This window comes from Nonomuraea sp. NPDC049269 (genome assembly GCF_043197155.1).
In the GTDB taxonomy this organism is placed as follows: Bacteria; Actinomycetota; Actinomycetes; order Streptosporangiales; family Streptosporangiaceae; genus Nonomuraea.
Genome location: NZ_JBICSO010000005.1, coordinates 338,880 through 364,822 on the forward strand (window position 1 = coordinate 338,880; position 25,943 = coordinate 364,822).

Below are 25,943 nucleotides of genomic sequence, written 5' to 3' on the forward strand. Positions count from 1 at the left end.
ATGGTACTTCTCGACCTGCAGGGTCTCGAGACCCCGGCCAGCAGCGACGTCGCCAGCGGCGGCAGCACTCTGACCGCTCTGACGTGTCAGTCAGGCCACCCGAGCAACCTCAGTGTCGCACTTTGTCACTGATAAAAGGCGCCGATCCCCGCGCCGCTCATCGCGGCGCGGGGATCGCTCTCTTCTTATTCGTCGGTGTCTTTTTATGTGGAGGGAGACCGTCGTGCGGGCCGGAGACCGGCTGGTAATGGACGCGGTACGCAAAAGCGGCCCGTGGCCCGTCGTTCTGGCGGTCACGGCGATCGCGGGAGCGGCCGGAGAACTGGCACTGCCCTACGCGGCCGGCCGGACCGTCGACGGCTTCGTCTCCGCCCGGCCCGAGACCACTTCCTGGCTGACGGCCTGTGCGGTGATCGTCGCCGGGATCATCCTCTGCGAGAGCGCCGGGGTCTGGGCGCGCGGCGCGAGCAGCGCGTACGCGGCCGCCCGGCTGCGTCTGTCGGTCCTGCGCCACGTGCTGGGCGTCGGTCCGGCCGCGATCCGCCGCTTCCCCGAAGGGGAGCTGGTCACCCGGGCCGGCCTGAACGCCGAGGAGGCCGGCCGGGCCCCCGAGTCCGTGACCGGCGCGCTGGCGCTGCTCGTCCCCACGCTGGGCGCGCTGGTGGCACTCACGCTCATCGACCCCGCGCTGACCGCGACACTGGTCGCCGGGATCGCGCTCATCCTGCTCGTCCTGCGGGCCTTCCTGCGTGCCACGACCACGATCGCGGGCGGCTACCAGGAGGTTCAGGGCGAGATCGCCGCCCGGCTGGTGGACGCGCTCGGCGGCGCCCGTACGATCGCCGCCGCCGGGACCGCCGACCGCGAGACGCGCCGGGTCCTGGGACCTCTGGACCGGTTACGGGCTCACGGCATGGAGCTGTGGCGGGCGAACGCCTCCGCCGGCATCCAGGCGGGCCTCATCGTGCCGCTGGTGGAGGTGGCCGTACTCGCCGTGGGCGGGCTCCGGCTGGCCGCGGGCGAGCTCACGATCGGCGAACTGTACGCGGCGGCGAGGTACGCGGTGCTGGGCGCGGCGCTGAGTACCGCGCTCGGCCACATCGGCGGCCTGGCCCGGGCACGCGCGGCAGCCGGCCGCGTCGCCGAGCTCCTCGCCCTGCCCCCCACCCGATACGGCACTCGCCATCTCCCGGCCTCCCACGCGACCCCGGCCCCTCACACGGCTTCGGTCTCTCACGCAGCTTCGGTCCCCCAGGCGGCTTCGACCCTTCACGCAGCGGCCCTCCACCCATCGGCCCCCCATGCAGCGCCGGGCGCCGACGCGGGGCCCGGCGGGCTCGGCGTGGTGGAGCTTCGCGGGGTCACGGCGGCCGGACTGGCCGTGGACGAGCTGGTGATCGCCGGGGGCTCCGTCACCGCCGTGGTGGGGCGTTCCGGTTCCGGCAAGTCGCTGCTCGCCGCCCTCGTGGCGCGGCTGGCCGACCCCGCCGGGGGAACGGTGCTGCTGGACGGCGTACCGCTGCCTGAGCTGGACCGCGCCGAACTGCGGCGGGCCATCGGGTACGCCTTCGAACGGCCGGTCCTGGTCGGCGACACGGTCGGCGAGGCCATCGGACTCGGTACGGACGACCACGGGACCGTGCCCGCGGCGGCGACGGCGGCGTGCGCGGACGGGTTCATCCGCCGCCTGCCCGACGGATACGCGACCCCCATGGCGGACACCCCGCTCTCGGGCGGCGAACGGCAGCGGATCGGCCTGGCCAGGGCGTTCGCGCAAGGAGAACGCCTCCTGGTGCTCGACGACGCCACCTCCAGCCTCGACACCGTCACCGAACGCCAGGTCGGCAACGCCCTCACCGCCGAGTCCCGGGGACGTACCCGGCTCATCGTGGCCCACCGGCTGACCACGGCGTCCCGCGCCGACCGGGTCGTCTGGCTGGAGGACGGCACGGTGCTCGGCCACGCGCCGCATCACGAACTGTGGCGGGACCCGCGCTACCGGGCCGTGTTCCAGGGAGACGTCTCATGAGGCCGCTGCTGTGGCGGGCGCTGCGGCGCCGGCCGTACGCGCTGGTGCGCATCTGTCTGTGGTCGGTGCTGGAGGCGGGGCCGGCGTTCCTCATCGGGCACGCTGTCGCCCGCGCCATCGAGGACGGCTTCGCGGTGGCCCGCCCCTCCGTGGGGCTGGCCTGGCTGGCGGCGCTCGGCTGCACGTGGCTGGTCGCCGCGGTCGCCGCCCGGCAGGTCATCCTCGCCGTGGCGGCGGTCGCCGAGCCGTTCCGGGACGATCTGCTCGCTCACGTCGTCGGTGGGGCCATGCGCCGCGCCGCACACTCGATGTCCGCCCGCCCGGACACCGCCGCCGTCACCCGGGCCGGGCTCCAGGTCGAGCTGGCCAGGGACGCGTTCGCGGCGGTGGTCACCACCGTGCGCGGGTTCGCGTTCACCGTGGTGAGCGTGGTGCTGGGGCTGCTCACGCTGGCTCCGGCCGCGGCGCTGCTGGTGTTGCCGCCGTTCGCTGCCGGGCTGGGGCTGTTCCTGGTGTCGCTGCCCGCTCTGGCGCGGCGGCAACGGGCGTTCCTGATGGCCGACGAACGGCTCGCCGAGTCGATGACGGGGATGGCCGGCGGGCTGCGCGACATCGTGGCCTGCGGCGCCGAGGACCGCGTGGGCGCCGCGCTGGCCGACCGGGTCGAGGCACAGGCGTCGGCGGCGCGCGGCCTGGCCCGCCTGACCGCCGCGCGCACGATCGCGCTCGCCGTCGGCGCCTGGCTGCCCGTGGTGCTGGTCCTGGGCGGCACGCCCTGGCTGCTCAGCGGCGGCGCCGGCGCCGGGGTCGTGGTGGGTGCCCTGGCCTACGTCACGCAATCCCTGGCCCCCGCCCTGAACGGCCTCGTCCAGGGCCTCGGCGTCAGCGGCGTCAGCCTGGTGGCCACCCTCCGCCGCATCGCCACCTCCGGACCCCTGGTCCCGTCCGTGGCCCCCTCAGGGGGCTCAGGGCGCTCGCCTGAGGTCCAGGTCCGGGCGGCGGGAGCGAGGCAGGCGCCCGCAGCCCCCATGGCGGGTCCGGGGCAGGCGTCTGCGGGCCTTCTGGAAGCAGCCCCCTCGGCAGGCGTGGAGCGCTTGCCTGAGGTCCAGACCCGGACGGTGGGAGTGGGGTGGTCGTCGATGGGTGGTGTGCGGTTGAGGGGGGTTACGTTCGCCTATGGGCCGCACTCCGAGGCGGTGATCGATGGTCTCGATCTTGACATCCCCGAGGGTGATCATCTGGCGGTGGTCGGCCCGAGTGGTGCCGGTAAGTCCACCCTGGCAGCTCTGATCAGCGGCCTGCTCCAGCCGGACGCCGGTGACGTCCGGATCGGCGGGGTCCCCGCCGCCGACGTGTCTCCCGCCGCGCGGGTGCTGATCCCTCAGGAGGCGTACGTCTTCCGCGGCTCGCTGCACGAGAACCTCACCTACCTGAGCGACGCGCCACCCCACCAGGTCGAGGCCGCCATCACCGCGCTCGGCGCCACCGGCCTGACGGCGGGCCCGGCAGAAATCGACCCCGGCGCCCTGTCCGCCGGGCAGCGGCAGCTGATCGCCCTCGTGCGGGCCTACCTCGCCCCGGCGAGCCTGGTCATCCTGGACGAGGCCACCTGTCATCTCGACCCCGCGGCTGAGGCGCGGGTGGAGGCCGCGTTCGCGCGGCGGGGTGGCACGCTGATCGTCGTCGCCCACCGACTCACCTCGGCCACGCGCGCCCGCCGCATCCTGCTCATGGACGCCGGCCAGGCCGTGGTCGGCACGCACGACGAGCTCATCCGCAGCTCACTCACGTACGCCGACCTGTCCGGCCATTGGCAACCGGAGCCCGTGTCATGAAATATCCGGACGCAGCACGCCTGTCGTTCGTCGAGGACCTCCACGGCCACCTCGTCACCGACCCCTACCGGTGGCTGGAGGACGCCGCCGATCCCGCCACCCGTACCTGGCTGGCCGAACAGGACCGGCTCTGGCAGCACCACGCCACCCGCCTCCCCCTCCGCGAACACTTCCAGAAGCGCCTGACCGAGCTCAGCGTCACCGGCATGAGCACCCCGCCGGTGTGGCGCGGCGACCGGCGCTTCCACCTGTCCCAGTCCGCGGGGCAGGAGCACCCGGTGCTGTACTGCGACGACCGGCCCCTGCTCGATCCTATGGAGCTCGACGCCACCGGACTCACCACGCTGGACGACTGGCAGCCCGACTGGGAGGGGCGTCTGCTGGCGTACCAGCTGTCGAGGAGCGGGGACGAGCGGGCGGACCTGTACGTCATGGACGTCGCCACCCGCGAGATCGTCGACGGCCCGATCGGCGGCTGCCGCTACTCGCCGGTCGCCTGGCTGCCCGGTGGCCGGGAGTTCTTCTACGTCCGCTTCCACCAGGGCGTACACCTGCGCAGGCCCGGCGGCGACGTCCAGGTCTTCACCCGCGGAGCGGTCTCGTACGGCCTGCAGATCAGCGCCGACGGGCGCTGGCTGGTGATCTCGGCGGGCACCCCCGCCCGGAACGACCTCTACCTCGCCGACCTCTCCGCAGGCCCGCCCGAGCACCTCGAGCAGAAGGTGATCCAGGAAGGAGTGGCGGCGCGCAGCGCGGCGGCGGTGGGCCCGGACGACCGCCTGTACATCGTCACCGACCACGAGGCACCCCGGCGCCGGCTCTGCGTCGCCGACCCGGCCACGCCCGCCGCGTGGGAGGAGCTCGTGCCCGAGGATCCCGCGGCCGTGCTCGGGGCGTTCACGCTGCTCGACGGGGGCCGGCTCCTCGTCGCCAGGACCCGCCACGCCGTCGGTGAGATCGCGCTGCACGACGCCGCCACCGGCGAACGCCTGGGCACGGTCCCGCTGCCCGGCAGCGGCTCCATCGCCTCGCTGACCTCCCGCCCCGGCGGCGGCCACGAGGCGTGGTTCGCCTACACGGACGCGGCCACCCCGGTGGAGGTCTGGCGCTACGACGCCCGCGAGGGAACGACCACCCTCTGGTCATCGACCGCCGACGAGGCGCCGGCCGTGAGCGGTGTGGTGCGGAAGGGGTCTCGGGTGGAGAGTCACCAGCTCGAGTACGACTCCACCGACGGAACCCGGGTCCGCATGGTGGTCGTCGCGCGCCCGCACTCCGGCGGCCCCCGGCCCACGATCCTGACCGGTTACGGCGGATTCGGGATGTCGCTCACCCCCGGGTACGCGGCCGACTCCCTCGCCTGGGTCGAGTCCGGCGGCGTGCTGGCCGTCGCCAACCTGCGTGGCGGCGGGGAGGAAGGCGAGGCGTGGCACCGCGACGGCATGCTGGACCGCAAGCAGAACGTCTTCCAGGACTTCATCGCCGCCGCCGAGAAGCTGATCGACGACGGATGGACGACGCCCGACCGGCTCGCCGTCTGGGGCGAGTCGAACGGCGGGCTGCTCGTGGGAGCCGCCATGACGCAGCGGCCCGGGCTGTTCGCCGCCGTCGTGTGCTCCGCGGGGCTGCTGGACATGGTGCGGTACGAGAGGTCCGGGCTCGGGGCGACCTGGGCCGGTGAGTACGGCTCCGCGGACCATCCCGGGGAGCTGGGCTGGCTGCTCGGCTACTCGCCCTATCACCACGTCGGCCAGGGGGTCGACTACCCGGCGACGCTGTTCACCGTCTCCGGCGCCGACTCCCGGGTGGATCCGATGCACGCCCGCAAGATGTGCGCGGCCCTGCAGTGGGCGACGGCGGGAGAACGGCCGATCCTGCTGCGCCACGAGCGCGACGTCGGCCACGGCGCGAGAGCGGTCAGCAGGTCGATCAGCCTGGCCGCCGACGTGCTCGCCTTCGCCGCCGCCCACACAGGCCTGAAACCAACGCCATAAGCATTAGATCCAGCCGGACTCGCGGGCGATGCGGATCGCGTCGATCCGACTGCGCGCCCCCAGCTTCGCCGTACTGCGGTAGAGGTAGTTTCGGACCGTTCCTTCCGCGAGGAACAGCGAGGCGGCGATCTCGGACACCGTGGCCCCCTCGGCCGCGGCACCGATCACGTCCAGCTCGCGCTCCGTCAGCGGCGCCTCCGGCGGGCTCATCGCGGCGATCGCCAGCTCGGAGTCGATGACCCGCTCCCCGTCGGCCACCCTCCTGATGGCGTCGGCGAGCTGACCGGGCGGCGCGTCCTTGGCCATGAACCCCCGCACGTGCACGTCCAGGGCCCGCTTCAGCAGCCCGGGAGTGCCGACGCCGGTGAGGATGAGCACGCCGCACTCCGGCAGGTTGTCGTGCAGCTCGCCGGCGGCCTCCAGCCCGTCCTTGCCGGGTAGCGCGATGTCGAGCACCGCCACGTCGGGCCGGACCGTCTTGGCGGTGCGGAGGATGTGATCACCCCGGTCGACCTCCGCGACGATCTCGATATCCTCCTCATAGGCCAGCAATGCCACGATCGCTCCTCGCACCAGATGCATGTCTTCAGCGAGCAAGGTTCGGATCACTGTTGTCCTCACGGTCAGCCAGCAAGCCTGTGAGTCCCAAGTCTGACCTATCCGGCACCGGCTGCAAAGCGGCCGGCGACGTACCAAGCGGCCGGTCGGACACCTACAGGGGAAAGCGGGGCGTGATCATCGTCACGCCGGGCACGCTGCCGATCGAGGCCAGGGCCTTGCCCGCGTCGGCGAGCCCGATGGTCCTGGTGATGAGCTGGTCGGGGTGCAGGATCCCGGCCCTGATCATCTCCATCATCGGCGCGTAGGCGTGCGCGGCCATGCCGTGGCTGCCGAGCAGCCGCAACTCGTACCCGATCACCCGGTCCATCGGCACCGGCGTCGCCCCGCCGGGCAGCAGCCCGACCTGCACGTGCCGGCCGCGGCGGCGCAGGCTCTCGACGGAGGCCACGCAGGTCTGGGCGCTGCCCAGCGCGTCGAGCGACAGGTGCGCCCCGCCCCTGGTCAGCTCCCTGACCTGGGCGCCCGCGTCTCCGGCCGAGCCGTCGACGAAGTGCGTGGCGCCCGCCTGCTCGGCGAGTTGGAGCGCGTCGGTGCTGATGTCGACGGCCACCACGCGCGCTCCGGCCGCGGTGGCGATCATGATGGCGGACAGGCCGACGCCGCCGCAGCCGTGTACGGCCACCCATTCGCCCGGACGCACCGCGCCCACCTGCGCGATGGCGCGGAAGGCGGTGGCGAAGCGGCAGCCGAGACCGGCCGCGGTCACGTAGGCCATCTCCTCGGGGACCGGGATCAGGTTCACGTCGGCGTGGTCGATCGCCACGTATTCGGCGTAGGAGCCCCAGTGGGTGAAGCCGGGCTGGGTCTGCCGCTCGCATACCTGCTGCTCGCCGGCCGCGCAGGCGCTACAGGATCCGCAGGCGCAGACGAACGGGACGGTGATCCTGGCGCCGGGCAGCCAGTCGCGCACGTCGGCGCCGACCGCCTCCACGACGCCCGCGAGCTCGTGCCCGGGTACGTGGGGCAGGACGCGGATGTCGGGGTCGTGGCCCTGCCAGCCGTGCCAGTCGCTGCGGCACAGGCCCGTCGCCTCGACCCTGATCACCGCCCCGTGCGGCGCCGGCGACGGGTCGGGCAGCTCGCGCAGGTCGAGTTCCCCACCGAACAGGTCAAACGCAACGGCTCGCATCTCATGAGCTTAGGGTCAACTGCCGCAACTCGCGCAAGGCCTGGTGGGCGGCGGAACCGGGTTCGGTCGTGTAGAGGATGAGCCGCAGGTCCTCGCGCTCGGGGATGGACAGGACCTGGCAGGTCGTCTCGATGACGCCGACCGCGGGATGGGAGATGCGCTTGCGATGTTCCCTGCGGATCTGCACCTCGTGCCTGGCCCACAGTTCGGCGAACTCGGGGCTCAGCGCCAGCATCTCGGCGACCAACGCCTGGATGCCCGGGTCGTCCGGGTAGCGGCCCGCCGCGGCGCGCAGGTCGGCCACGGAGCCGCGGGCGAAGCGGCCCCTCTCCTCGTCGATGATGCGCTCGGCGATGTCGGGGTCGCGGAACAGCCAGCGGATGACGTTGAGGTCGTCGCGCGAGCGCGAGTCGAGGTCGCCCAGGAGCAGGCCCGCGAGCGGGTTCCAGACCAGGATGTCGTACTTGACGTCGACCACGTAGGCGGGCAGCTCCTCCAGGAAGGCGATCAGGTGCCGGACGCCGGCGGGCACGTCGCCCCTCATCCGCGGCGTCTCCAGCGCCTGGCCCGCCAGGTTGAACAGGTGAACGCGCTCGTCCTGGCCGAGCATGAGCGCCCTGGCCAGCGCGTTCAGCACCTGACGCGACGGGTGCGGGCCGCGGCCCTGCTCCAGCCGGATGTAGTAGTCGATCGACATGCCCGCGAGCTGCGCGACCTCCTGCCTGCGCAGGCCCGGCGTGCGGCGCTGACCGCCACTCGGCAGCGCGACGTCCTGCGGCGTGACGCGGGCGCGCCTGCTCCGGAGGAATTCGGCGAGTTCGGTGCGGTTCATACGTCCATCTTCCGTCAGGTTCCCGCCTGCTCGGGGAGCCGTGGGTGGTACCGCCGATCCCAGGTTAGGGAGGTCTCTCACGCTCCGGCCCGGCCCGCGTGAGGGTTGAGGCATGACGACAACAGCCCTCATCACAGGTGCCAACAAGGGAATCGGCTTCGAGATCGCGCGGCTGCTCGGTGAGCGCGGCGTCACCGCCATCGTGGGGGCGCGCGACGAAGAGCGTGGCAAGGCGGCGGCCCAAAAGCTCGGCCAGCCGTACGTGCGGATCGACGTGACCGACGCCGACAGCGTGCAGGCCGCGGCCAAGTGGATCGAGCAGGAGTACGGCAAGCTCGACATCCTGGTCAACAACGCGGGGATCGTGATCTGGCAGGAGGACGGGCGGCCCAGCGCCACCGGGGCGGAGACGCTCAGGGAGGTGTACGAGACCAACGTGTTCGGTGTGGTCACCGTGACCAACGCGATGCTGCCCCTGCTGCGCCGGGCCGAGGCGGCCAGGATCGTGAACATGTCGAGCGAGCTCGGCTCCCTGTCCATGGCGATGGACCCGGACGGGCCCATGTGGCCGCACAACTACATGCCCTACAACTCCTCCAAGAGCGCGCTCAACATGGTCACCGTGTCCTACGCCAAGGAGCTCTGGGACACGCCCATCAAGGTGAACGCCGCCAACCCCGGCTACTGCGCCACCGACCTCAACGGCCACTCCGGCCACCGTACGGCCGAGCAGGGCGCGGCCATCGCCGTCCAGTTGGCCACCCTCGACGCCGACGGCCCGACCGGCGCCTACCTCGACGATGCGGGTCCGCTCAGCTGGTGAGGTGTGGACGGGATGTCTCCGGACAGTAGGGAGGCATGGGACAAGATCTGGACAAAGAGCGATTCTCCGAGGCGGAGTACACCCGCTTCGGGGAACGTCTCCATGAGCAGCTCGCCGTGCTGCGCGAGCTGCTCGATAGACCGGGCTTCGGTGCGGGGCCGACGACGATCGGCGCGGAGCTGGAGCTGTTCCTCGTCGACGAGGCGGGCCGCCCGCTGCCGCGCAACGCGGAGACGCGCGACGCGCTCGGCGACCCCCGCGTGGTGCTGGAGCTCGGCCGCTTCAACCTGGAGGTCAACCTGACCCCGCTGCCGCTGGAGGGGCGCCCGTTCGAGCGGCTGGCGGCGGAGGTGCAGGAGACCCTGACCAGCGTGGACCGGGCGGTCGAAGGCGGCGGGGCGGTACCCATCGGCATCCTGCCCACGCTGAGCCCCGACGACTTCACCAAAGAGGCCATCAGCGACCAGAACCGCTACCGGGCGATGAGCCGGGGGCTCCGGCGGCTGCGGCTGGAGCCGTTCGTGGTCAAGATCGACGACCTGGAGCTGGCGGTCGAGGACGTCATCCTGGAGAGCGCCAACACCTCCTGGCAGGTGCACATCCGCACGCCGCCGGACCGGTTCGCCCGGCTGTTCAACGCGGCGCAGCTGGCCACCGGGCCCGTGCTGGCGGCCTGCGGCAACTCGCCGTTCTTCCTCGGCCGGGAGCTGCGGGAGGAGACCAGGATCGCGTTGATGGAGGAGGCGGCCGACGACCGGGACGTGGAACGGCGCTATCGGAAGGACGGCCGGGTCACCTTCGGGTCGGACTGGGTGCGCGAGGGGGCCTATGAGCTGTTCGAGCGGTACGTACGGGACTACGACCCGGTCCTGCCCGAGCTGACGGACAACACCGACCCGCTCGACGTGCCCGAGCTGCGGCTGCACCAGGGCACGGTCTGGCACTGGAACCGGCCCGTCTACGACCCGTCCGGCGGCGGCCACCTGCGGATCGAGATGCGCGCCCTGCCGGCCGGTCCGTCGTCCGCGGACATGGCGGCCAACACGGCGTTCCTCATCGGGTTGACGCTGGCGCAGTCGGAGCGGGATCTCACCGAATACCGGTTCGCCGAGGCGTACCAGAACTTCTACCGCGCCGCCATGCACGGGCTCGACGCCAAGCTGTCCTGGCCGGGCAGGGACGGCGAGTTCGCGGCCGCCGACCTGGTGCTCGACCTGCTGCCCGAGGCCAGGGAGGGGCTGCTCGCGGCCGGGGTGACGCCGTCCGACGCCGACAACGCGCTCGACATCATCCGGCAGCGAACCCGGCTGCGCCGTACCGGATCGGTCTGGCAACGTGAAACGCTGGCCACGTTCGGTGGAGATAGGGAGCAACTCGTACGGCGCTACCGCGAGCTCGCCCTATCGGGGCAACCCGTGCATACCTGGAGTTAGCCGAACTTTCTCGCCCCCCTGTCCGTCGAACACACCACGTGTTGGACGGAGAAGCGAGGAAGGCATGGCTGCAGCGGGGATGGTTCCGATCGACAAGACGCCCTTCACCTTGCGCAGGGCGACGGGCACCTTAGCCGAGGGGGCGGCCAAACTGGCCAGCGGCATCGGCGCCGTCTCCGTGGAGGCGGTGCTGGCCCAGGCCAACAGGACCGGGGTGCACAAGGGGGCGTCGGGGGCGCTGGGCTCGATGAGCCCCAAGCCGGTCGACTGGTACGCCTTCGACGCCAAGGACCAGGACACGACCGACTGGTATCCGCAGGGCCTGACCTGCGGCGAGGACTCCGGCTCGGCAGGGGTGCCGGTGTTCGTGGCCACCTGGTACTTCAAGCCGTCGCCACCCGTGGTCGAACGCGGGATCAGGGTGAGCTTCCTCAGCCCGCGGACGCTCAAGTACCAGCACGCGCTGCTCGTCGAGGCCAAGCCGGACGGGTCCTACGGAGCGATCGACATCCACGCGGGCGGCGTGGCCTGGCACGGCGACCTGCTCTACGTGGCCGACACCTCCAAGGGGCTGCGGGTCTTCGACCTCAAGCACCTGCTCGACCTGCGCACCGCCCAGAACGATCTGGGAGATCCGGCGCGGATCGGCCGCCAGGGCGGCAAATACCACGCGTTCGGCTACCGCTACGTCATCCCGCAGAGCGACTCGTGGCGCGTCGTCACCAGCGGCCCCACCTTCTCGTTCGTCTCCATCGACCGCGGCACCACCCCGCACACCCTCATCTCCGGCGAATACCGGGAGAACGACCCCAACGGCCGGGTCGCCAGATGGGACCTGGAGCTCGGCGACGGGGCGCCCAAGGACGCCTACGTCATGGGCCTGCCGAAGATCCAGGGCGCGGTCTCGGCCGGCGACAAGTGGTACCTGAGCCAGGCGGCCGACGGCAACACCAACGGCAAGCTGCACGTCAGCACCCCGGGAAAGCTCGTCACCCGGCCCTATCCCATCGGGCCGGAGGACCTGACCATCCAGGGCGGCAGGCTGTGGAGCGTCACCGAGTTCAGGAACAAGCGGATCATCTTCGCCGTCAGTCTGTGAGGTGCTGGTAGAGCAGCTCGCGGTAGCGGCGGTCGAAGTCGTCGTACCGGGCGCGGAGCCGGCCCCCCGGCCAGTCGCCGGGCAGCAGCTCCTCGGGCAGCAGCGGGTCGGCCAGCAGATGGCGCACCACCGCCGCCGACAGCAGGAACCCCTCTCTCAGGTCCCCGGCCCGGTCGAGCGCGCTCTCCAGCCGGCGCGCCTCGGCCGCCCAGCCGCCGAGGTCCCACAGCAGAGGCGTGGGGTCGTCGTGCGGGCGGCCGTCGATCAGCGTGCACTGCGCGGTGACGCTCTCCGGCCACTCCCGCAGCAGGTTGGCCGGGCGCAGCCAGGTGCCCTCGCGCAGCTCGGCCAGGCGCAACGCGGTCATCGTGTGCCGGAACGCGGCCCGGTCGGCGGGGGCGCGGCGCTCGGTGGTGACGATGGCGATCTCCCAGGTGCCGCCCCACGGCCTGGTGTGCGGGTCGCGGCTCTCGTCCTGCCTGCCTTGGCGCTCGATGAGGCGATGGGACAGCGTGTACCGGCCGCGGGACTGGACCAGGTCACCCGCCGCCACCATGCGCGACAGCGCCACCCGCACGGTGCCCTCGGCGATGCCGAACAGCGCGCCGATGCGCACCAGATGGCGGGCGGCCAGCTGCGGCGGATGGCTGCCGAGCAGCGCGCTCAGCACGGCCGACCGGGCACTGAGGTTGTTACGCTCTTCCATCGCGTGTCGAGTATATGTAATGTCCGAAGTATGGGGCGCTATCTCATCGAATCGTTCGACAGCAGCGACCGTTACGCGACCGAGCGCTATCAGGGCGCGGCGGGGCGTAACTGGTGGAGCTGCGATCCGACGCTGCAACTGCTCATGCGGCGCCACCTGGGCGACGGCTTCGCCTGGGCCACGCCGTACCTGGAGAAGCTGGGCGCGCTGATGGGCGGCACGGTGGCCGAATGCGCGGAGGCGACCGACCGCAACCCGCCGCGGCTGGAGAAGTACGACAAGTGGGGCAGAGACGTCAGTGAGGTCGTCATGCCGCCCTCCTTCCACACGGCCCGGAACGCGCTCATGGCGAACAACTTCACCTCCCCGGCCTTCGCCGACGAAGCCCGGGCGAACGGCGCGAACCCCGCCGCCCTCGCCGCGGCCTGGACGTACCTGCTCGACCAGGCCGACATCGGGATGGGCTGCGCGCTCGGCACCGGCGGTGACATGGTGGTCTCGCTGGCCGAGCGGCACGCGCCCGACGACGTGCGGGAACGGGTGCGGGCGATCTTCGCCGACGGGTTCTACTCCGGCGAGGCCGCGCAGATGTTCACCGAGCGGACCGGCGGTTCCGACCTGGCCGCGCTGGAGGCGACGGCCGTGCCCGACGGCGACTCCTGGGTGGTGTCCGGGTTCAAGTGGTTCGCCTCGAACGCCAACGGCTCCGCCTTCGTGGTGCTCGCCCGGCTCCCCGACGGCGCCGTCGCGCCGTTCCTGGTCCTGTGGGAGCGCCGGGACGGCTCACGCAACGGGGTGCGGATCAGGCGGCTGAAGGACAAGCTGGGCACCCGTTCTGTCGCGTCGGCCGAGGTGGAGTTCGCGGACGCGGAGGCGTTCCTGCTGGCCGGGAGCGGCTCCGGCTCGGGGCTCGGCACGATGATGAAGCTGACCAACGCCTCCCGGCTCGGCGTGGCGATGATGGGGGCCGGCGTGGCCAGGCGCGCGCTGGTCGAGTCGCTCTGCTACGCCAGGGCCCGCGAGGCGTTCGGCCGGCCGCTCATCGAGCAGCCGCTGATGCGCCGCAAGCTGGCCGAGCTCATCGTCGAGGTCGAGGCGGTCCAGGCACTCGTCTTCGACGGCCTCGTCGGCCCGCGCCTGCGCATCGCGCCCGCGCTGATCAAGCTACGGGCGGCCCGGCTCGGCGTGACGGCGGCCAGCGACGCGATCGAGGTGCACGGCGGCAACGGCTACATCGAGCAGTGGCCGGTGGCCAGGCTGCTCCGCGACGCCCAGGTCAACCCGATCTGGGAGGGCGGCGACAACATCCTCTGCCTCGACGTACGGCGGGCCATGGTGCGCGAGCGGGCCCATGAGCCGTTCCTTGACCGGCTGGCGGCCGCTGTCGATCACGGCCCGGCGGGCGATTCCGCGACCGTGGATCTGGTTCGCGGCGGGATCGATGACCTGCGGAAGGCGATCACCGCTTGGTCTTCCCTGGATGCCCCGGTGGCCGAGGCGCGGCTCTATCCGCTGGCCCAGCTCATGGCCGATGTGTACGCGGCGGCTGTGCTGCTGGAGCAGGCGGGGTGGGAGGAACGGGCCGGCTTCGGCGACCGGAAGGCTCTGGTGGCTCGGCAGTACGTCGAATCGCACCTTGTTGACAAGGGTCCGCTGCGCGGCATCGACCGGCCGACGGAGGATCTGGAGCGCTTCGACGATCTTCTTTCGGGGACGTTCATGGGCTGAGATCGGGTCGTCAAATAGCCTTCTTGCGGTGCGCCACATCCAGCGTAGGACCATCGGCGGGGTTGTGCTGCTGGCCGGGATCGCGGCCGTCGTCTCGTTCCGTCACATGCATGAATTGTGCTTGCGTCATGGTGAAGATCATTTCGCGGCGGTGCTCATCCCGCTCGCGGTGGATGGCGCCATCGTCGTCGCTTCGATGTCCATCCTGCTGGCCAACCGGTACGGCTCCCGCGGTGGCGTACTGGCCTGGAGCCTTCTCATGGTCGCCAGCCTGGCCAGCCTGGGTGCGAACATCGCGGTGGCCGAGCCCAGCGTGATCGGCCGGATCATCGCTGCCTGGCCGAGTGTCGCTCTGATCGGCAGTTATGAGCTGTTGATGTCCCAAGTCCGTCGGTTGTCAGCGACCTCGAGCCGTGTACAGGACCGCGAGGAGACGCTGTCGGCCGGAGGATCGGACGTCTCCGAGGCCGGAGACGAGGTCTGTGGTGATCTGGCCCTGCCTGTGTACCGAGCTGGGCGCCCTGACCTCGAGATCGTGAGTCTTCATCGCTCTGCTTGGCGCTGGGCGCAGGAGAACCGACGTCCGGATGGAGCTCTTCCGTCTGGGAGGGTCATCGCTACGCAGTTCTCGCGTAGTCCTCGTTGGGGACGCTGGATCAAGAACGCTGGTTTGGCAGGGGACCTGGGCTGAGGTTGCGTCGATCATGGGCTGTGCCAGCGGATCCGGCTCACCCCCCACAGGCGTGGGGAACGGTGCTCCAGCAGCGCGATGCGCGCCTCCAACGTCGGCTCACCCTCACGTGGGGGTGAACCGGCGTACTGCCTCAGCTGATCTTCGGCCGCTCCGTGCTCCCCACGCCCGTGGGGTGAACCATCAAGCACGGGGTGCGGAAGGATGGAGCTGTGGTCAGCCGTGACCCGTCCGGTGCCGAGCAGTCGATCACCGTGAACCGCATCGTGGCCGCGACGGGCTACCGCCCCGACCACTCCATCGCCTCCGAGCTGCGCCTGGACACCGACCCGATCCTCGGATCGACCCGGCAGCTGGCCCCGCTGATCGAGCCCAATCAGCACTCCTGCGGCACCGTACCGGCGCACGGCGTCGACGAACTGTCCCACCCTGAGCCCGGCTACTACGCCGTCGGCGTCAAGAGCTACGGCCGCGCCCCGACCTTCCTGATGGCCACCGGCTACGAGCAGGTCCGCTTGGTTGTCGCGGCCGTCGCGGGCGACTGGAGGCGGCCCACGACGTGCAGCTCGACCTGCCGGCGACCGGCGTGTGCTCGTCCAATCTGGCCGAAGCGCAGGAGCAGCGTGTCGGCCTGGCCACTGGAATCAGCGGAGGCCTGCTGGCCACCCCGCTGCCGCCGGCCACTGCCGGCGCCTCCGACGGTGGCGGCTGCTGCGGCTGAAAGCAGGGATCGATATGTCGGACGGATACCCCACCGCCGCCCAGAAGGAAGCTTTGCGCCTCATCTGCGACCACGGCCGGTTGCACACAGAAGAGCTGGGCCGCCGGTTGGTCAGCGCCCGGCGATCCAGCACCAACCCGGGATTCGCGCCGACCATCGCTCGCATGGCCGGCACTCTGGCCTGGCGGCTGCAGGCGCAGGGCTTCATCGCCGACGTCGGGGATGAGTGGACGACGACCGCGGACGGTCGCCGCCTGATCTCGTGCTCCACCGAGCCGGAGTGAGCTCCACCACCGACACCGCCGCCCCGCAGATCAGGGGCGGCGGTCAGCCGCGTCCCGGCCACGGATGGCGGATCGTCGCCGCGCTGGCCGTCACCCGGACCATCGGCTACGGCGTGCTCTACTACGCCTTCTCCGTCTTCCTCGCGCCGATGGCCCGCGACCTAAGCGCCACCAACGCCCAGATCGCCGCCGCGCTCACCCTGTCGATCCTGATTGCCGCGCTGTGCGCGCCACTGGTCGGCCGCCGACTGGATGCCCGCGGCGGTCGTGGCCTCATGACCGCCGGATCGATTCTTGGTACGACAGCCGTGCTGGCGTGGTCGCGGGTAGAGAGCCTGTGGCAGCTGTACGCGGTGTTCGCCGCGATGGGCATCGCCTGCGCCATGGTGCTCTACGAGTCCGCCTTCGCCGTCATCGTCAGCTGGTTCGACGGCCCCACTCGGGAACGCGGCCGGGCCAACGCCCTGCTCGCGCTCACGGTCGTGGCCGGCTTCGCCTCCTCGATCTTCCTGCCGCTCACCGGGCTGCTGGTGGTGTGGTACGGATGGCGCCAGGCCCTAATCGTCCTGGCGCTGATCTACGGCGTGGCCGATCTATACCTGCGTCAGCCAGTGGCGCGCCGCATGCTGAAGGGCCTCCCAAGAACGACGCAGGCACGAAAACAGAAATCGCGGGATACGCGACGCCGAAGACCAGGGTCCTCGTGCCGCCGTGACGAGGGCCGCACCACGTACTGCAGGCCCTTCGTGAGGAGTGCGGCCGGTAAGACGCTGGCGCGGTGCGCGCTGCCGTACATCACAGCCATCCCCACCGCTTGAACACCAGGAAGAGCACGGCGGACGCCAGCACCATCAGGACCAGCGCCGACGGGTAGCCGAAGGCCCACTGCAGCTCCGGCATGTGGGTGAAGTTCATGCCGTAGACGGTGCCGACGAGTGTGGGCGCGAAGAAGATCGCTGCCCACGCGGAGATCTTCTTGATTTCCTCGTTCTGGGCGTAGCTGGCTTCGGTCAGACGTTGAACTTCCGCGGTGTGCGCCTGGCCGACCAGCGTGGCTTTGATGGTGAGGGTGGTCTGGTAGAACTCGATCACCCCTTGGAGGTATTCCCTTTCCCCGTCGGCCACAGCGCGGACACGGTCGAACTGGTCGGCCATGTCGGCCACCAGCCGTTGCCCTTCAGCCGAGATGCGGGTGAGATTGGTCATCCTCCCGTAGATCGCGGCGCTCAGCGCGCCCATGGTGCGCACGGCGAGCAGCCCGTGGCGGGCACGGAACAGCTCATTGAGAAACTCCTCGGGATCGCCGACGTTTCCGCCCGTGACCCGCTGCTCCAGTTGCCACACGTCACTGGTCATCGTCTCCACGTAATTTTCCTGATTACGGGTCAGGGCGGAGACGATCGCATAGGACAGTTCGAACGGCGTGGCGGGGTGCAGGCGGCCCGCCTCGATCCGGGTGAGCACCTCGCGGGTCTCGCGCAGAGCGGCCACTGGGTCGACCGCCGGGTTGATCGGCCCGTGGACGGTGACCAAATAGTTCCGGCCGATGAACTGGTCGAGTTCGAGGTAGTGCACGTGGCCGCGCTTCCCTCGTTCGGGGGCGTGCAGGACGACGAACACGTGGTCTGGGTAGGCGTGCACCTTGGGCACGCGGTTGCGCTCGACGCAGTCGCGGACCGCCATCTGATGGAAGCCGAAAACCTCCGCCAGCACGCGCGCGGCTTCCTTGTCACAGCTGGAGATGTCGACCCACACCAGACTGTCTTCATCGTCGAGCAGCGCCTTCAGTTCTTCAACGGGACGATCTTCAACGCCCTCATCGTTGATCAGTCGAATGTCCATTTGGTTCACCCCTCGGGCGATTCCTGTGGGTAGCCGGTCTGTGGGTGGCCGGTCCACCGAAAGCCGCCCACTCGTACTCCCACCCTCCAATGATCTCGCAACGCCAGCCATGGCGAACATCGGCAGCAGCGCCCACCCCTGAAATCTGTGCACACACGCGACCTGGCCTCCCGGCCCCGGCCGAGACGGTGCGCCGTCAATGTCGCGTCAGTATTTCCGGGCCGCGCGTCGAGATTGCGTAGCGATCAAGGGATTTCTCCAGCGACGGATCTAGCGTCCGTCATGTGCGGCATTTCGCTGGAAGGAAGCAGATGTCAGAGCCCCGATTGTTCGTCCCCGTCCGGGTGGGTGCATGCGCCTCGGCCCTGCGGCTGTTTCGCACCGCTTCGGGCAAGCGGACGGTGGTCGCTTTCTCTTCGCCGCTCAGGCTGGCCAGGGTGCTCGGGACGGGTCAGCAGTGGGTGGTGCTCACGGCGCCGGCAATGCGCGGCATGATCGCCGAGCTGGACGTCATCGGCATTGTCATCGACCCGGCGGGCACGATGGCCAGGCCCGCGAAGCAGGTGGCGTGATATGCGTTCTGCGGCAGGACCGGGCGCGGCAGGAGCCGCAGCCCGTCGCGGGGCCTTGGTCGGCTCGCGTGCACCGGGGGCGTGCCGCTGCCTGCGGACATCAGGCCGGGTGACGTCATCGCGGTACCGGCCACCGGCGCTTACCGCTACTCGATGGCCTCCACCTACAACCTCACCGGTCGTCCACCTGTGATCGCGGCCGCTGACGGGGCGGCCAGGGCGGTCGCCGCCGATCTGTCCATCCCGGTCCGGCTCCTCGACGGCGATCTGGCACGGTTGCCGGTGCCCGACGCCTCCTGTGACGTCGTTGTCTGCTCCCTCATCCTGTGCTGTTCCTCCCGGGTCACCGGGACGTTCCGGGAAATCCGGAGTCTGCTGCGCCCGGGTGGTGAGCTGCGTTTCTACGAGCATCAGCGCTCGAACAGGTGGCCGGTCGCGTTGTTGAGCGGCCTGGTGACTCCCCTCTGGTCGCGCGCTGCCGATGGGTGCCATCCCGCTCGACATCCTGGCGGAGATGGAGCAGGCAGGGTTCGGAGTCGAGAGTTTGGACCGGTTCGCCTTTCGCGGCTTCGACCATGTCGTAGGAGTCGCCCGGCCCCGCTGACATCCCATCGAGACGCATCCATACGTTTTCTTGACGCCCTCACCAGGTCAAATAGCCCTTGACCGTCAGTAGGGTGCAATGCGTATTTATGCGGTCTTGACGGAGGGGTGACCGGGATGGTGCTGGCGAAACGGCCGGCCGAGACGGAAGGGACTCTGCGTTCTTGGCTGCTCCAGGGCCTGCAGACCGACCGCAAGCAGATCGAGCATGGTCCCCATGTGAAGCATCCGTGGTGGCGGGTGATGTGCCTCACGGGTGTGGACTACTTCTCCACGCTGGGCTACCAGCCGGGCATCGCCGCGCTGGCGGCCGGGCTGCTGTCGCCGATGGCGACCCTCCTGCTGGTCGGGCTGACGCTGTTCGGCGCGTTGCCGGTCTACCGGCGGGTGGCTGAGGAGAGCCCGTACGGGCAGGGCTCGATCGCGATGCTGGAGAAGCTGGCGCCGCAGTGGTGGGGCAAGTTCTTCGTGCTGGCGCTGCTCGGGTTCGCGGCCACCGACTTCGTGATCACGATGACGCTGTCAGCCGCCGACGCCACCGCGCACATCCTGGAGAACCCGTTCGTGCCCGACTTTCTGGCCGGACAACGGGTGATCGTCACGTTGGTGCTGCTGGCGCTGCTCGGCGGGGTGTTCCTGATGGGGTTCAGCGAGGCGATCGGCATCGCCGTCCTGCTCGTCTTCGCGTATCTGGCACTCAACGCGGTCGTGATCGCGATCGCGCTCGTGCACGTCCTGCAGGCGCCGCAAGTGGTCGTGGACTGGGAGCACGCACTGAGCGTGAACTTCAGCAGCCCGCTGGCGATGATCGGGTTGTCGCTGCTGGTGATGCCGAAGCTGGCGCTGGGCCTGTCCGGGTTCGAGACCGGTGTCGCCGTGATGCCGGTGGTCAAGGGGGACATCCCGCAGCGGATCAAGGGCACCAAACGGATGCTGACCGTCGCCGCACTCATCATGAGCGTGTTCCTGATCTTCTCCAGCTTCGTGACCACCGTGCTCATCCCGCATCAGGAGTTCGAGGAGGGCGGCAAGGCCGGCGGGCGCGCGCTGGCCTTCCTGGCTCACCAGTACCTCGGTGACTGGTTCGGCACCGCCTACGACGTCAGCACGATCGCGATCCTCTGGTTCGCCGGGGCCTCGGCGATGGCGGGCCTGATCAACCTGGTGCCGCGTTACCTGCCCCGGTACGGCATGGCGCCGGAGTGGACGGGCGCGGTCCGGCCGCTCGTGCTGGTCTTCTCGCTCATCGCGTTCGCCATCACGATCATCTTCGACGCCGACGTCGACGCCCAGGGCGGCGCGTACGCCACAGGCGTGCTGGTGCTCATGCTGTCCGCGGCCGTGGCAGTAATGCTGTCGGCCCACAAGAAGCGCCAGCACAAGGCGGCGGCTGGGTTTGCCGTGATCACGGCGGTGCTGGCCTACACGCTGGTGGACAATGTGATCGAGCGGCCGGACGGCGTGAAGATCGCCTCCTTCTTCATCGCGGCCATCATCGTCACCTCGTTGATCTCCCGCGCGACCCGCTCGACCGAGCTGCGGGTCACCGAGGTGCACCTGGACCCGCTGGCCGAGGAGTTCGTCAACGGGGCGAGCGGCGACATCCACCTGATCGCGAACGAGCCGCACCAGCGCGACCAGAACGAGTACAACGACAAGCTGCGCGAGCAGTGGATCAACCACCGGCTGCGCAGTGCCGAACCGGTCCTGTTCGTCGAGGTGACGGTGCCCGACGCCTCGGAGTTCGAGACCGAGCTGCACGTCAAAGGCGAGGAACGCTACGGCCATCAGATCCTGACCATCGACAGCTCGGCCGTGCCCAACTCGCTGGCCGCGCTCCTGCTCCACCTGCGCGATCGCACCGGTAGGGCCCCGCACATCTACTTCCACTGGACCGAGGGCAATCCAGTCGTGGCGATGCTGCGCTATCTCGTCTTCGGTGGCGGCGACGTGCCTCCGCTGACCCGCGAGGTCCTCCGCAAAGCCGAGCCGGACCTTGAACGCCGACCGCACGTCCACGTCGGCTGACCTTGGTGGCGTGCCGCGTACTAATCGCGTCAAGAATCGCGCCACGCCCGTATGGATGACGTCAAGAACGGCAAAACGGGCTTATTTCCGGGTTTTCCTTGGTCGTGAACCGCTCATCTCGGGCGGCAGGCAAGGTGTTCCGGACTGAGGAGTGGGGATGGCAGACGTCATCTTCGTCGCCCTGACGATCGCGATCTTCGTGGTCTTCGGGTTCGTCGTGAAGGCGGTGGAGCGCCTGTGAGCGCGATCAACGCCATTGGTCTCATGGTCGTCGTGGCTCTGGTGGTCTTCATGGTCGCGGCTCTGCTGTGCCCGGAGCGTTTTTGATGAGCGCGACCGCCGCAGGGATGATCTTCATCGTCTCCCTGATCGCCGCGCTGGCCTTGGTGCACAAGCCATTGGGCGACTACATGTACCGGGTCTACACGAGCACCAAGCACAACCTCGTGGAGCGTGGCATCTATCGGCTGCTCGGCGTGCGTGCCGATGCCGAGCAGAGCTGGAGCGTGTACGCGCGCAGCCTGCTGGCGTTCTCGGTGATCTCGATCCTGGTCGTGTACGGCATGCAGCGCCTTCAGGACAAGCTGCCGCTGAGCCTGGGCATGAAGCCGGTCACCGACCACATCGCCTGGAACACGGCCGTCAGCTTCGTCACCAACACCAACTGGCAGGCGTACTCGGGCGAGTCCACGATGGGCTACCTGGTGCAGATGTCGGCGCTGGCGGTGCAGAACTTCGTGTCCGCGGCCGTGGGCATGGCGGTGGCGATCGCGCTGGTGCGCGGCTTCGCCCGCCGCAAGTCGGAGACGATCGGCAACTTCTGGGTGGACCTGGTGCGCGGCTCGCTCCGCGTCCTGCTGCCCATCGCCTTCGTCGGCGCGCTGGTGCTGGTGGCCGGCGGGCTGATCCAGAACTTCTCCGGCCTGCACGAGGTGACCACGCTGACCGGCGGCACCCAGTCGATCACCGGTGGTCCGGTCGCCTCGCAGGAGGCCATCAAGGAGCTGGGCACGAACGGCGGCGGTTTCTACAACGCCAACTCCGCCCACCCCTTCGAGAACACCACCAACTGGACCAACTGGCTGGAGATCTTCCTGCTCCTGGTGATCCCGTTCGCGCTGCCGCGTACCTTCGGCAAGCTCGTCGGCCAGGTCAAGCAGGGCTACGCCATTCTCGCCGTGATGGGCGTCATCGCGCTGACCAGCGTGCTGCTCACCAATGTGTTCGAGTTGGGTGGCAACGCCACCGTGCCGCAGGCGGTCGGCGCGGCGATGGAGGGCAAGGAGGTCCGCTTCGGCGTCTCCGACTCGGCCACTTTCGCCGCCTCGACCACGCTCACGAGCACCGGTGCCGTGAACTCCTTCCACGACTCGTTCACGCCGTTCGGCGGCATGATGACGATGTTCAACATGATGCTCGGAGAGGTCGCGCCCGGCGGCGTCGGCTCCGGCCTGTACGGCATGCTGATCCTGGCCGTCATCACCGTGTTCGTGGCCGGGCTGATGGTCGGCCGGACCCCGGAGTACCTGGGCAAGAAGATCGGCGCCCGGGAGATCAAACTCGCCTCGCTGTACTTCCTGGTCACGCCGGTCCTCGTGCTGATCGGCACGGCGTTCGCGATGGGTTCGGCGGAGCAGCGCGCGAGCATGCTCAATTCGGGGCCGCACGGTTTGTCCGAGGTCCTGTACGCCTTCACCAGCGCCTCCAACAACAACGGCTCGGCGTTCGCCGGCATCACGGTCAACACGCCGTGGTATGACGTGGCGCTCGGCCTGTGCATGGTGTTCGGCCGGTTCCTGCCGATCGTGCTGGCGCTGGCGCTGGCCGGTTCGCTGGCCCGGCAGGCGCCTGTGCCTGAGGGTGCCGGCACGTTGCCGACGCACCGGCCGCTGTTCGTCGGCATGGTCGTCGGCGTGACGGTCATCCTGGTCGCCCTCACCTTCCTCCCGGCGCTCGCGCTCGGCCCCATCGCAGAAGGACTGTCCTGATATGTCAACCCCAGTGCTCGAAGCGCCGGGCAAGGCTCCCACACCCAAGCGGAACGGCCGGGTCGGCGGCGGCCTGCTCGACCCCAAGCAGCTCCTGACCTCGCTGCCGGACGCGGTGAAGAAGCTCAACCCGGTCACGCTGTGGCGCAACCCCGTCATGTTCATCGTCGAGATCGGCGCGGTGTTCACCACCCTCCTGGCGGTGCTCGACCCGTCGTTCTTCGCCTGGGCCATCGTGGTCTGGCTGTGGCTGACGGTGGTCTTCGCCAACCTGGCCGAAGCCGTGGCCGAAGGCCGGGGCAAGGCACAGGCCGCCACCTTGCGCGCGGCCAAGCGGGACACCACGGCCCGCCGCATGAAGAACCGGACCTCCTCGGAATGGGATGTGGTCGGCGCACCTGAGCTGAAGCAGGGTGACTTCGTGGTCGTCGAGGCCGGGGAGATCATCCCGGGCGACGGCGACGTGGTCGAGGGCATCGCGTCGGTGGACGAGTCGGCCATCACGGGTGAGTCCGCGCCGGTGATCCGCGAGTCGGGCGGGGACCGGTCCGCGGTCACGGGCGGCACGAAGGTGCTGTCGGACCGGATCGTCGTGGAGATCACCCAGAAGCCCGGGGAGAGCTTCATCGACCGCATGATCGCCCTCGTGGAGGGCGCGAACCGGCAGAAGACGCCGAACGAGATCGCGCTGAACATCCTGCTGGCCGCGCTGACGATCATTTTCCTGGTCGCCACCGCCACCATGCAGCCGCTGGCCATCTACTCCAAGGCGATCAACCCGGGGGTGCCGGACTCGCTCGCGCTGAACGCGAACGGGGTCACCGGTGTGGTGCTGGTGTCGCTGCTGGTGTGCCTGATCCCGACCACGATCGGCGCGCTGTTGTCGGCGATCGGCATCGCCGGGATGGACCGCCTCGTGCAGCGCAACGTGCTGGCGATGAGCGGGCGCGCGGTCGAGGCCGCGGGCGACGTCTCCACGCTGCTGCTGGACAAGACCGGCACGATCACGCTGGGCAACCGGCAGGCGTCGGAGTTCATGCCCGTGCCAGGGGTCAGCGAGCAGGAGCTGGCCGAGGCGGCGCAGCTGTCCAGCCTGGCCGACGAGACGCCCGAGGGCCGCTCGATCGTGGTGTTCGCCAAGCAGCGGTACGGCCTGCGCGAACGGCAGCCGGGCGAGCTGGCGCACGCCGAGTGGGTGCCGTTCACCGCTCAGACCCGGATGAGCGGCGTGAACCTGGACGGCCGCGAGGTGCGTAAGGGCGCGGCGACCGCGGTGATGAAGTGGGCGCGCGACCAGGGCGGGCACCCGACCGACGAGGTCGGCCACCTGGTGGACGGCATCTCCGGCTCCGGTGGCACGCCGCTGGTGGTGGCCGAGAAGGGCCGGGTATTGGGGGTCATCCATCTCAAGGATGTGGTCAAGCAGGGCATGCGGGAGCGGTTCGACGAGATGCGCCGGATGGGCATCCGGACCGTGATGATCACCGGGGACAACCCGCTGACCGCCAAGGCCATCGCGGACGAGGCCGGGGTGGACGACTTCCTGGCCGAGGCCACGCCCGAGGACAAGCTGACGCTGATCAGGAAGGAGCAGGAGGGCGGCCGGCTGGTCGCGATGACCGGCGACGGCACCAACGACGCCCCGGCGCTGGCCCAGGCCGACGTCGGCGTGGCGATGAACACCGGCACGTCGGCCGCCAAAGAGGCGGGCAACATGGTCGACCTCGACTCCAACCCGACCAAGCTCATCGAGATCGTCGAGATCGGCAAACAGCTGCTCATCACGCGCGGCGCGCTGACGACGTTCTCCATCGCCAACGACATCGCCAAGTATTTCGCGATCATCCCGGCGATGTTCGCGGCGGTCTACCCGGGCCTGGACGCGCTCAACATCATGCGCCTGGCCAGCCCGCAGTCGGCCATCCTGGCGGCGGTCATCTTCAACGCCCTGGTGATCATCGCGCTGATCCCGCTGTCGCTGCGCGGCGTGCGCTACAAGCCGGCCAGCGCGGCCAAGCTGCTGTCGCGCAACCTCTACCTGTACGGCCTGGGCGGCATCATCGCGCCGTTCATCGGCATCAAGCTCATCGACCTGCTGATCCAGTTCCTTCCGGGGATGTCGTAATGGAACGTCTACCTAGCTGGCTGCGCCAGCATCTCGCCGCGATCAGGGCGGTCGTCGTGCTGACCGTGCTGCTCGGCGTGATCTATCCGCTGGTCACCACCGGCGTCGCCCAGGCCCTGTTCAACGGCAAGGCCAACGGCTCGATCCTTCAGGCCGGCGGCAAGGACGTCGGCAGCGCGATCATCGGCCAGAACTTCACCGACAAAGACGGCAACCCGATCGGGAAGTACTTCCAGTCTCGCCCGTCCGCCGCCGGTGACGGCTACGACCCGACCTCGACCAGCGCCAGCAACCTGGGGCCCGAGGACATCGTGGACACGCTGCCGGTGCCCGGCGCCAAGGACGAGGAGGGCAACCCGGACGAGGGCAAGCAGTCACTGCTCACCCAGGTCTGCGCCCGCTCCAAGGCGATCGGCGAGCTGGAGGGCGTCAGCGGCGCCCGCCCGTACTGCACACCGGACGGCGTGGGCGCGGTGCTGAAGGTCTTCCCCGACCATGCCGTCAGCGTCAACCAGGCGTGCCCGGCGGCTCCGTTCGTGGCCACCTATCAGGGGCTGAAGGTGGAATGCGGCAAGCCCGGCGAGGACTACGCCGCAGGCCGAACCGTCCCGGTCAGGGGAGACGCGGGAACCCCCGCCGTACCGGCCGACGCGGTGACGGCCAGCGGCTCCGGGCTCGACCCGCACATCTCGCCCGCCTACGCCGAGCTCCAGGCGCCACGTGTGGCCAGGGAGCGCGGGATCGCGCTCGACAAGGTCAAGCAGCTCATCGAGGCGAACACCACCGGCCGGACGATCGGCTTCATGGGCCAGCCCGCGGTGAACGTGCTCGAACTCAACCTGGCCCTGGACAAGGTGTGA

At 69.9% G+C, this 25,943-nt stretch carries 24 protein-coding genes; 19 read left to right on the top strand and 5 right to left on the bottom strand.

The genetic code is table 11. The features are described 5' to 3' along the window. From ACGFNP_RS29085 to ACGFNP_RS29100, 4 genes are all read left to right on the top strand, one after another. Positions 1 to 132, top strand: a complete 132-nt coding sequence (locus ACGFNP_RS29085) for a SapB/AmfS family lanthipeptide (RefSeq protein WP_214639519.1) — start codon at positions 1 to 3, stop codon at positions 130 to 132. 91 nt (positions 133 to 223) lie between these two features. After that, on the top strand, positions 224 to 2,029 hold the full coding sequence (locus tag ACGFNP_RS29090) for an ABC transporter ATP-binding protein (protein ID WP_393324326.1): 1,806 nt from the start codon (positions 224 to 226) through the stop codon (positions 2,027 to 2,029). Continuing rightward, complete coding sequence (locus ACGFNP_RS29095) at positions 2,026 to 3,864, top strand: ATP-binding cassette domain-containing protein (protein ID WP_393324329.1); 1,839 nt, start codon at positions 2,026 to 2,028, stop codon at positions 3,862 to 3,864. The genes ACGFNP_RS29090 and ACGFNP_RS29095 overlap by 4 nt, the downstream gene beginning before the upstream one ends. Next, positions 3,861 to 5,858 (top strand): prolyl oligopeptidase family protein, encoded by a 1,998-nt coding sequence (locus ACGFNP_RS29100; protein WP_393324332.1) that lies wholly within the window; start codon positions 3,861 to 3,863, stop codon positions 5,856 to 5,858. Before ACGFNP_RS29095 ends, ACGFNP_RS29100 begins: the two co-directional genes overlap by 4 nt. Positions 5,859 to 5,861: 3 nt before the next feature. Here the strand turns inward: ACGFNP_RS29100 and ACGFNP_RS29105 are convergent, their stop codons facing one another. The 3 genes from ACGFNP_RS29105 to ACGFNP_RS29115 form a co-directional block, all read right to left on the bottom strand. Further along, positions 5,862 to 6,479 (bottom strand): DNA-binding response regulator, encoded by a 618-nt coding sequence (locus ACGFNP_RS29105; RefSeq protein ID WP_393324335.1) that lies wholly within the window; start codon positions 6,477 to 6,479, stop codon positions 5,862 to 5,864. Between the two features lie 91 nt (positions 6,480 to 6,570). Next, positions 6,571 to 7,608 (bottom strand): zinc-dependent alcohol dehydrogenase family protein, encoded by a 1,038-nt coding sequence (locus tag ACGFNP_RS29110; RefSeq protein ID WP_358312556.1) that lies wholly within the window; start codon positions 7,606 to 7,608, stop codon positions 6,571 to 6,573. Between the two features lies 1 nt (position 7,609). After that, the gene (locus ACGFNP_RS29115; RefSeq protein ID WP_358312553.1) at positions 7,610 to 8,440 is read right to left on the bottom strand and encodes a helix-turn-helix transcriptional regulator; all 831 of its coding nucleotides are present in this window, start codon (positions 8,438 to 8,440) and stop codon (positions 7,610 to 7,612) included. A gap of 112 nt (positions 8,441 to 8,552) precedes the next feature. On the opposite strand from ACGFNP_RS29115, the gene ACGFNP_RS29120 reads away from it, so the two are divergent. From ACGFNP_RS29120 to ACGFNP_RS29130, 3 genes are all read left to right on the top strand, one after another. Further along, entirely contained in the window at positions 8,553 to 9,263 is a 711-nt protein-coding gene (locus ACGFNP_RS29120; protein WP_358312551.1) for an SDR family oxidoreductase, read from the top strand. A gap of 35 nt (positions 9,264 to 9,298) precedes the next feature. Then, positions 9,299 to 10,696, top strand: a complete 1,398-nt coding sequence (locus ACGFNP_RS29125; protein WP_393324340.1) for a glutamate--cysteine ligase — start codon at positions 9,299 to 9,301, stop codon at positions 10,694 to 10,696. A 64-nt stretch (positions 10,697 to 10,760) separates the two neighbouring features. After that, positions 10,761 to 11,795 carry a hypothetical protein gene (locus ACGFNP_RS29130; RefSeq protein ID WP_393324343.1) on the top strand — a complete coding sequence of 345 codons (1,035 nt, stop codon included), beginning with the start codon at positions 10,761 to 10,763 and terminating at the stop codon, positions 11,793 to 11,795. Here ACGFNP_RS29130 and ACGFNP_RS29135 read toward each other — a convergent pair. Beyond that, positions 11,785 to 12,501 (bottom strand): PaaX family transcriptional regulator C-terminal domain-containing protein, encoded by a 717-nt coding sequence (locus ACGFNP_RS29135; RefSeq protein WP_358312542.1) that lies wholly within the window; start codon positions 12,499 to 12,501, stop codon positions 11,785 to 11,787. The genes ACGFNP_RS29130 and ACGFNP_RS29135 overlap by 11 nt on opposite strands. A 30-nt stretch (positions 12,502 to 12,531) precedes the next feature. On the opposite strand from ACGFNP_RS29135, the gene ACGFNP_RS29140 reads away from it, so the two are divergent. From ACGFNP_RS29140 to ACGFNP_RS29160, 5 genes are all read left to right on the top strand, one after another. Beyond that, the gene (locus ACGFNP_RS29140) at positions 12,532 to 14,229 is read left to right on the top strand and encodes an acyl-CoA dehydrogenase family protein (RefSeq protein WP_393324346.1); all 1,698 of its coding nucleotides are present in this window, start codon (positions 12,532 to 12,534) and stop codon (positions 14,227 to 14,229) included. A 28-nt stretch (positions 14,230 to 14,257) separates the two neighbouring features. Then, positions 14,258 to 14,920, top strand: coding sequence for a DUF2637 domain-containing protein (locus ACGFNP_RS29145; protein ID WP_393324349.1), 663 nt, complete (start codon positions 14,258 to 14,260; stop codon positions 14,918 to 14,920). A gap of 559 nt (positions 14,921 to 15,479) precedes the next feature. Next, positions 15,480 to 15,641, top strand: a complete 162-nt coding sequence (locus ACGFNP_RS29150; RefSeq protein WP_393324352.1) for a hypothetical protein — start codon at positions 15,480 to 15,482, stop codon at positions 15,639 to 15,641. 14 nt (positions 15,642 to 15,655) lie between these two features. Further along, positions 15,656 to 15,925: a hypothetical protein gene (locus tag ACGFNP_RS29155; protein WP_358312528.1), complete on the top strand. Its 270-nt coding sequence runs from the start codon at positions 15,656 to 15,658 to the stop codon at positions 15,923 to 15,925. Beyond that, complete coding sequence (locus tag ACGFNP_RS29160) at positions 15,922 to 16,743, top strand: MFS transporter (RefSeq protein ID WP_393324355.1); 822 nt, start codon at positions 15,922 to 15,924, stop codon at positions 16,741 to 16,743. The genes ACGFNP_RS29155 and ACGFNP_RS29160 overlap by 4 nt, the downstream gene beginning before the upstream one ends. Here ACGFNP_RS29160 and ACGFNP_RS29165 read toward each other — a convergent pair. Then, positions 16,721 to 17,767 (bottom strand): magnesium transporter CorA family protein, encoded by a 1,047-nt coding sequence (locus ACGFNP_RS29165; RefSeq protein ID WP_358312522.1) that lies wholly within the window; start codon positions 17,765 to 17,767, stop codon positions 16,721 to 16,723. The genes ACGFNP_RS29160 and ACGFNP_RS29165 overlap by 23 nt on opposite strands. 311 nt (positions 17,768 to 18,078) lie before the next feature. Here ACGFNP_RS29165 and ACGFNP_RS29170 point away from each other — a divergent pair, with 311 nt between their 5' ends. The 7 genes from ACGFNP_RS29170 to ACGFNP_RS29200 all read left to right on the top strand — a co-directional run bounded on the left by ACGFNP_RS29170 (position 18,079) and on the right by ACGFNP_RS29200 (position 25,943). After that, a complete protein-coding gene (locus tag ACGFNP_RS29170; RefSeq protein ID WP_393324359.1) occupies positions 18,079 to 18,339 on the top strand; it encodes an SAV_915 family protein in 261 nt (86 codons plus the stop codon). A gap of 153 nt (positions 18,340 to 18,492) precedes the next feature. Further along, the gene (locus ACGFNP_RS29175; RefSeq protein ID WP_393325080.1) at positions 18,493 to 19,005 is read left to right on the top strand and encodes a class I SAM-dependent methyltransferase; all 513 of its coding nucleotides are present in this window, start codon (positions 18,493 to 18,495) and stop codon (positions 19,003 to 19,005) included. A gap of 54 nt (positions 19,006 to 19,059) precedes the next feature. After that, on the top strand, positions 19,060 to 20,970 hold the full coding sequence (locus ACGFNP_RS29180; protein WP_358315647.1) for an amino acid transporter: 1,911 nt from the start codon (positions 19,060 to 19,062) through the stop codon (positions 20,968 to 20,970). A gap of 237 nt (positions 20,971 to 21,207) precedes the next feature. Then, entirely contained in the window at positions 21,208 to 21,297 is a 90-nt protein-coding gene (locus ACGFNP_RS29185; protein ID WP_393324362.1) for a potassium-transporting ATPase subunit F, read from the top strand. Next, a complete protein-coding gene (kdpA, locus tag ACGFNP_RS29190; protein WP_393324365.1) occupies positions 21,297 to 22,958 on the top strand; it encodes a potassium-transporting ATPase subunit KdpA in 1,662 nt (553 codons plus the stop codon). The genes ACGFNP_RS29185 and kdpA overlap by 1 nt, the downstream gene beginning before the upstream one ends. 1 nt (position 22,959) lies before the next feature. Beyond that, positions 22,960 to 25,083 carry a potassium-transporting ATPase subunit KdpB gene (gene kdpB / locus ACGFNP_RS29195; protein WP_393324368.1) on the top strand — a complete coding sequence of 708 codons (2,124 nt, stop codon included), beginning with the start codon at positions 22,960 to 22,962 and terminating at the stop codon, positions 25,081 to 25,083. Beyond that, on the top strand, positions 25,083 to 25,943 hold the full coding sequence (locus ACGFNP_RS29200; RefSeq protein ID WP_393324371.1) for a potassium-transporting ATPase subunit C: 861 nt from the start codon (positions 25,083 to 25,085) through the stop codon (positions 25,941 to 25,943). Before kdpB ends, ACGFNP_RS29200 begins: the two co-directional genes overlap by 1 nt.

Excerpts from the sequence above, each read along its gene's own strand:
- kdpB (WP_393324368.1), top strand. The coding sequence starts at position 22,960 with ATGTCAACCCCAGTGCTCGAAGCGCCGGGCAAGGCTCCCACACCCAAG.
- ACGFNP_RS29085 (WP_214639519.1), top strand. The coding sequence starts at position 1 with ATGGTACTTCTCGACCTGCAGGGTCTCGAGACCCCGGCCAGCAGCGAC.
- ACGFNP_RS29135 (WP_358312542.1), bottom strand. The coding sequence starts at position 12,501 with ATGGAAGAGCGTAACAACCTCAGTGCCCGGTCGGCCGTGCTGAGCGCG.
- ACGFNP_RS29140 (WP_393324346.1), top strand. The coding sequence starts at position 12,532 with ATGGGGCGCTATCTCATCGAATCGTTCGACAGCAGCGACCGTTACGCG.
- ACGFNP_RS29155 (WP_358312528.1), top strand. The coding sequence starts at position 15,656 with ATGTCGGACGGATACCCCACCGCCGCCCAGAAGGAAGCTTTGCGCCTC.
- ACGFNP_RS29100 (WP_393324332.1), top strand. The coding sequence starts at position 3,861 with ATGAAATATCCGGACGCAGCACGCCTGTCGTTCGTCGAGGACCTCCAC.
- ACGFNP_RS29200 (WP_393324371.1), top strand. The coding sequence starts at position 25,083 with ATGGAACGTCTACCTAGCTGGCTGCGCCAGCATCTCGCCGCGATCAGG.
- ACGFNP_RS29170 (WP_393324359.1), top strand. The coding sequence starts at position 18,079 with ATGTCAGAGCCCCGATTGTTCGTCCCCGTCCGGGTGGGTGCATGCGCC.
- ACGFNP_RS29165 (WP_358312522.1), bottom strand. The coding sequence starts at position 17,767 with ATGGACATTCGACTGATCAACGATGAGGGCGTTGAAGATCGTCCCGTT.
- kdpA (WP_393324365.1), top strand. The coding sequence starts at position 21,297 with ATGAGCGCGACCGCCGCAGGGATGATCTTCATCGTCTCCCTGATCGCC.
- ACGFNP_RS29120 (WP_358312551.1), top strand. The coding sequence starts at position 8,553 with ATGACGACAACAGCCCTCATCACAGGTGCCAACAAGGGAATCGGCTTC.
- ACGFNP_RS29130 (WP_393324343.1), top strand. The coding sequence starts at position 10,761 with ATGGCTGCAGCGGGGATGGTTCCGATCGACAAGACGCCCTTCACCTTG.
- ACGFNP_RS29125 (WP_393324340.1), top strand. The coding sequence starts at position 9,299 with ATGGGACAAGATCTGGACAAAGAGCGATTCTCCGAGGCGGAGTACACC.
- ACGFNP_RS29095 (WP_393324329.1), top strand. The coding sequence starts at position 2,026 with ATGAGGCCGCTGCTGTGGCGGGCGCTGCGGCGCCGGCCGTACGCGCTG.
- ACGFNP_RS29180 (WP_358315647.1), top strand. The coding sequence starts at position 19,060 with ATGGTGCTGGCGAAACGGCCGGCCGAGACGGAAGGGACTCTGCGTTCT.
- ACGFNP_RS29175 (WP_393325080.1), top strand. The coding sequence starts at position 18,493 with ATGGCCTCCACCTACAACCTCACCGGTCGTCCACCTGTGATCGCGGCC.
- ACGFNP_RS29115 (WP_358312553.1), bottom strand. The coding sequence starts at position 8,440 with ATGAACCGCACCGAACTCGCCGAATTCCTCCGGAGCAGGCGCGCCCGC.
- ACGFNP_RS29110 (WP_358312556.1), bottom strand. The coding sequence starts at position 7,608 with ATGCGAGCCGTTGCGTTTGACCTGTTCGGTGGGGAACTCGACCTGCGC.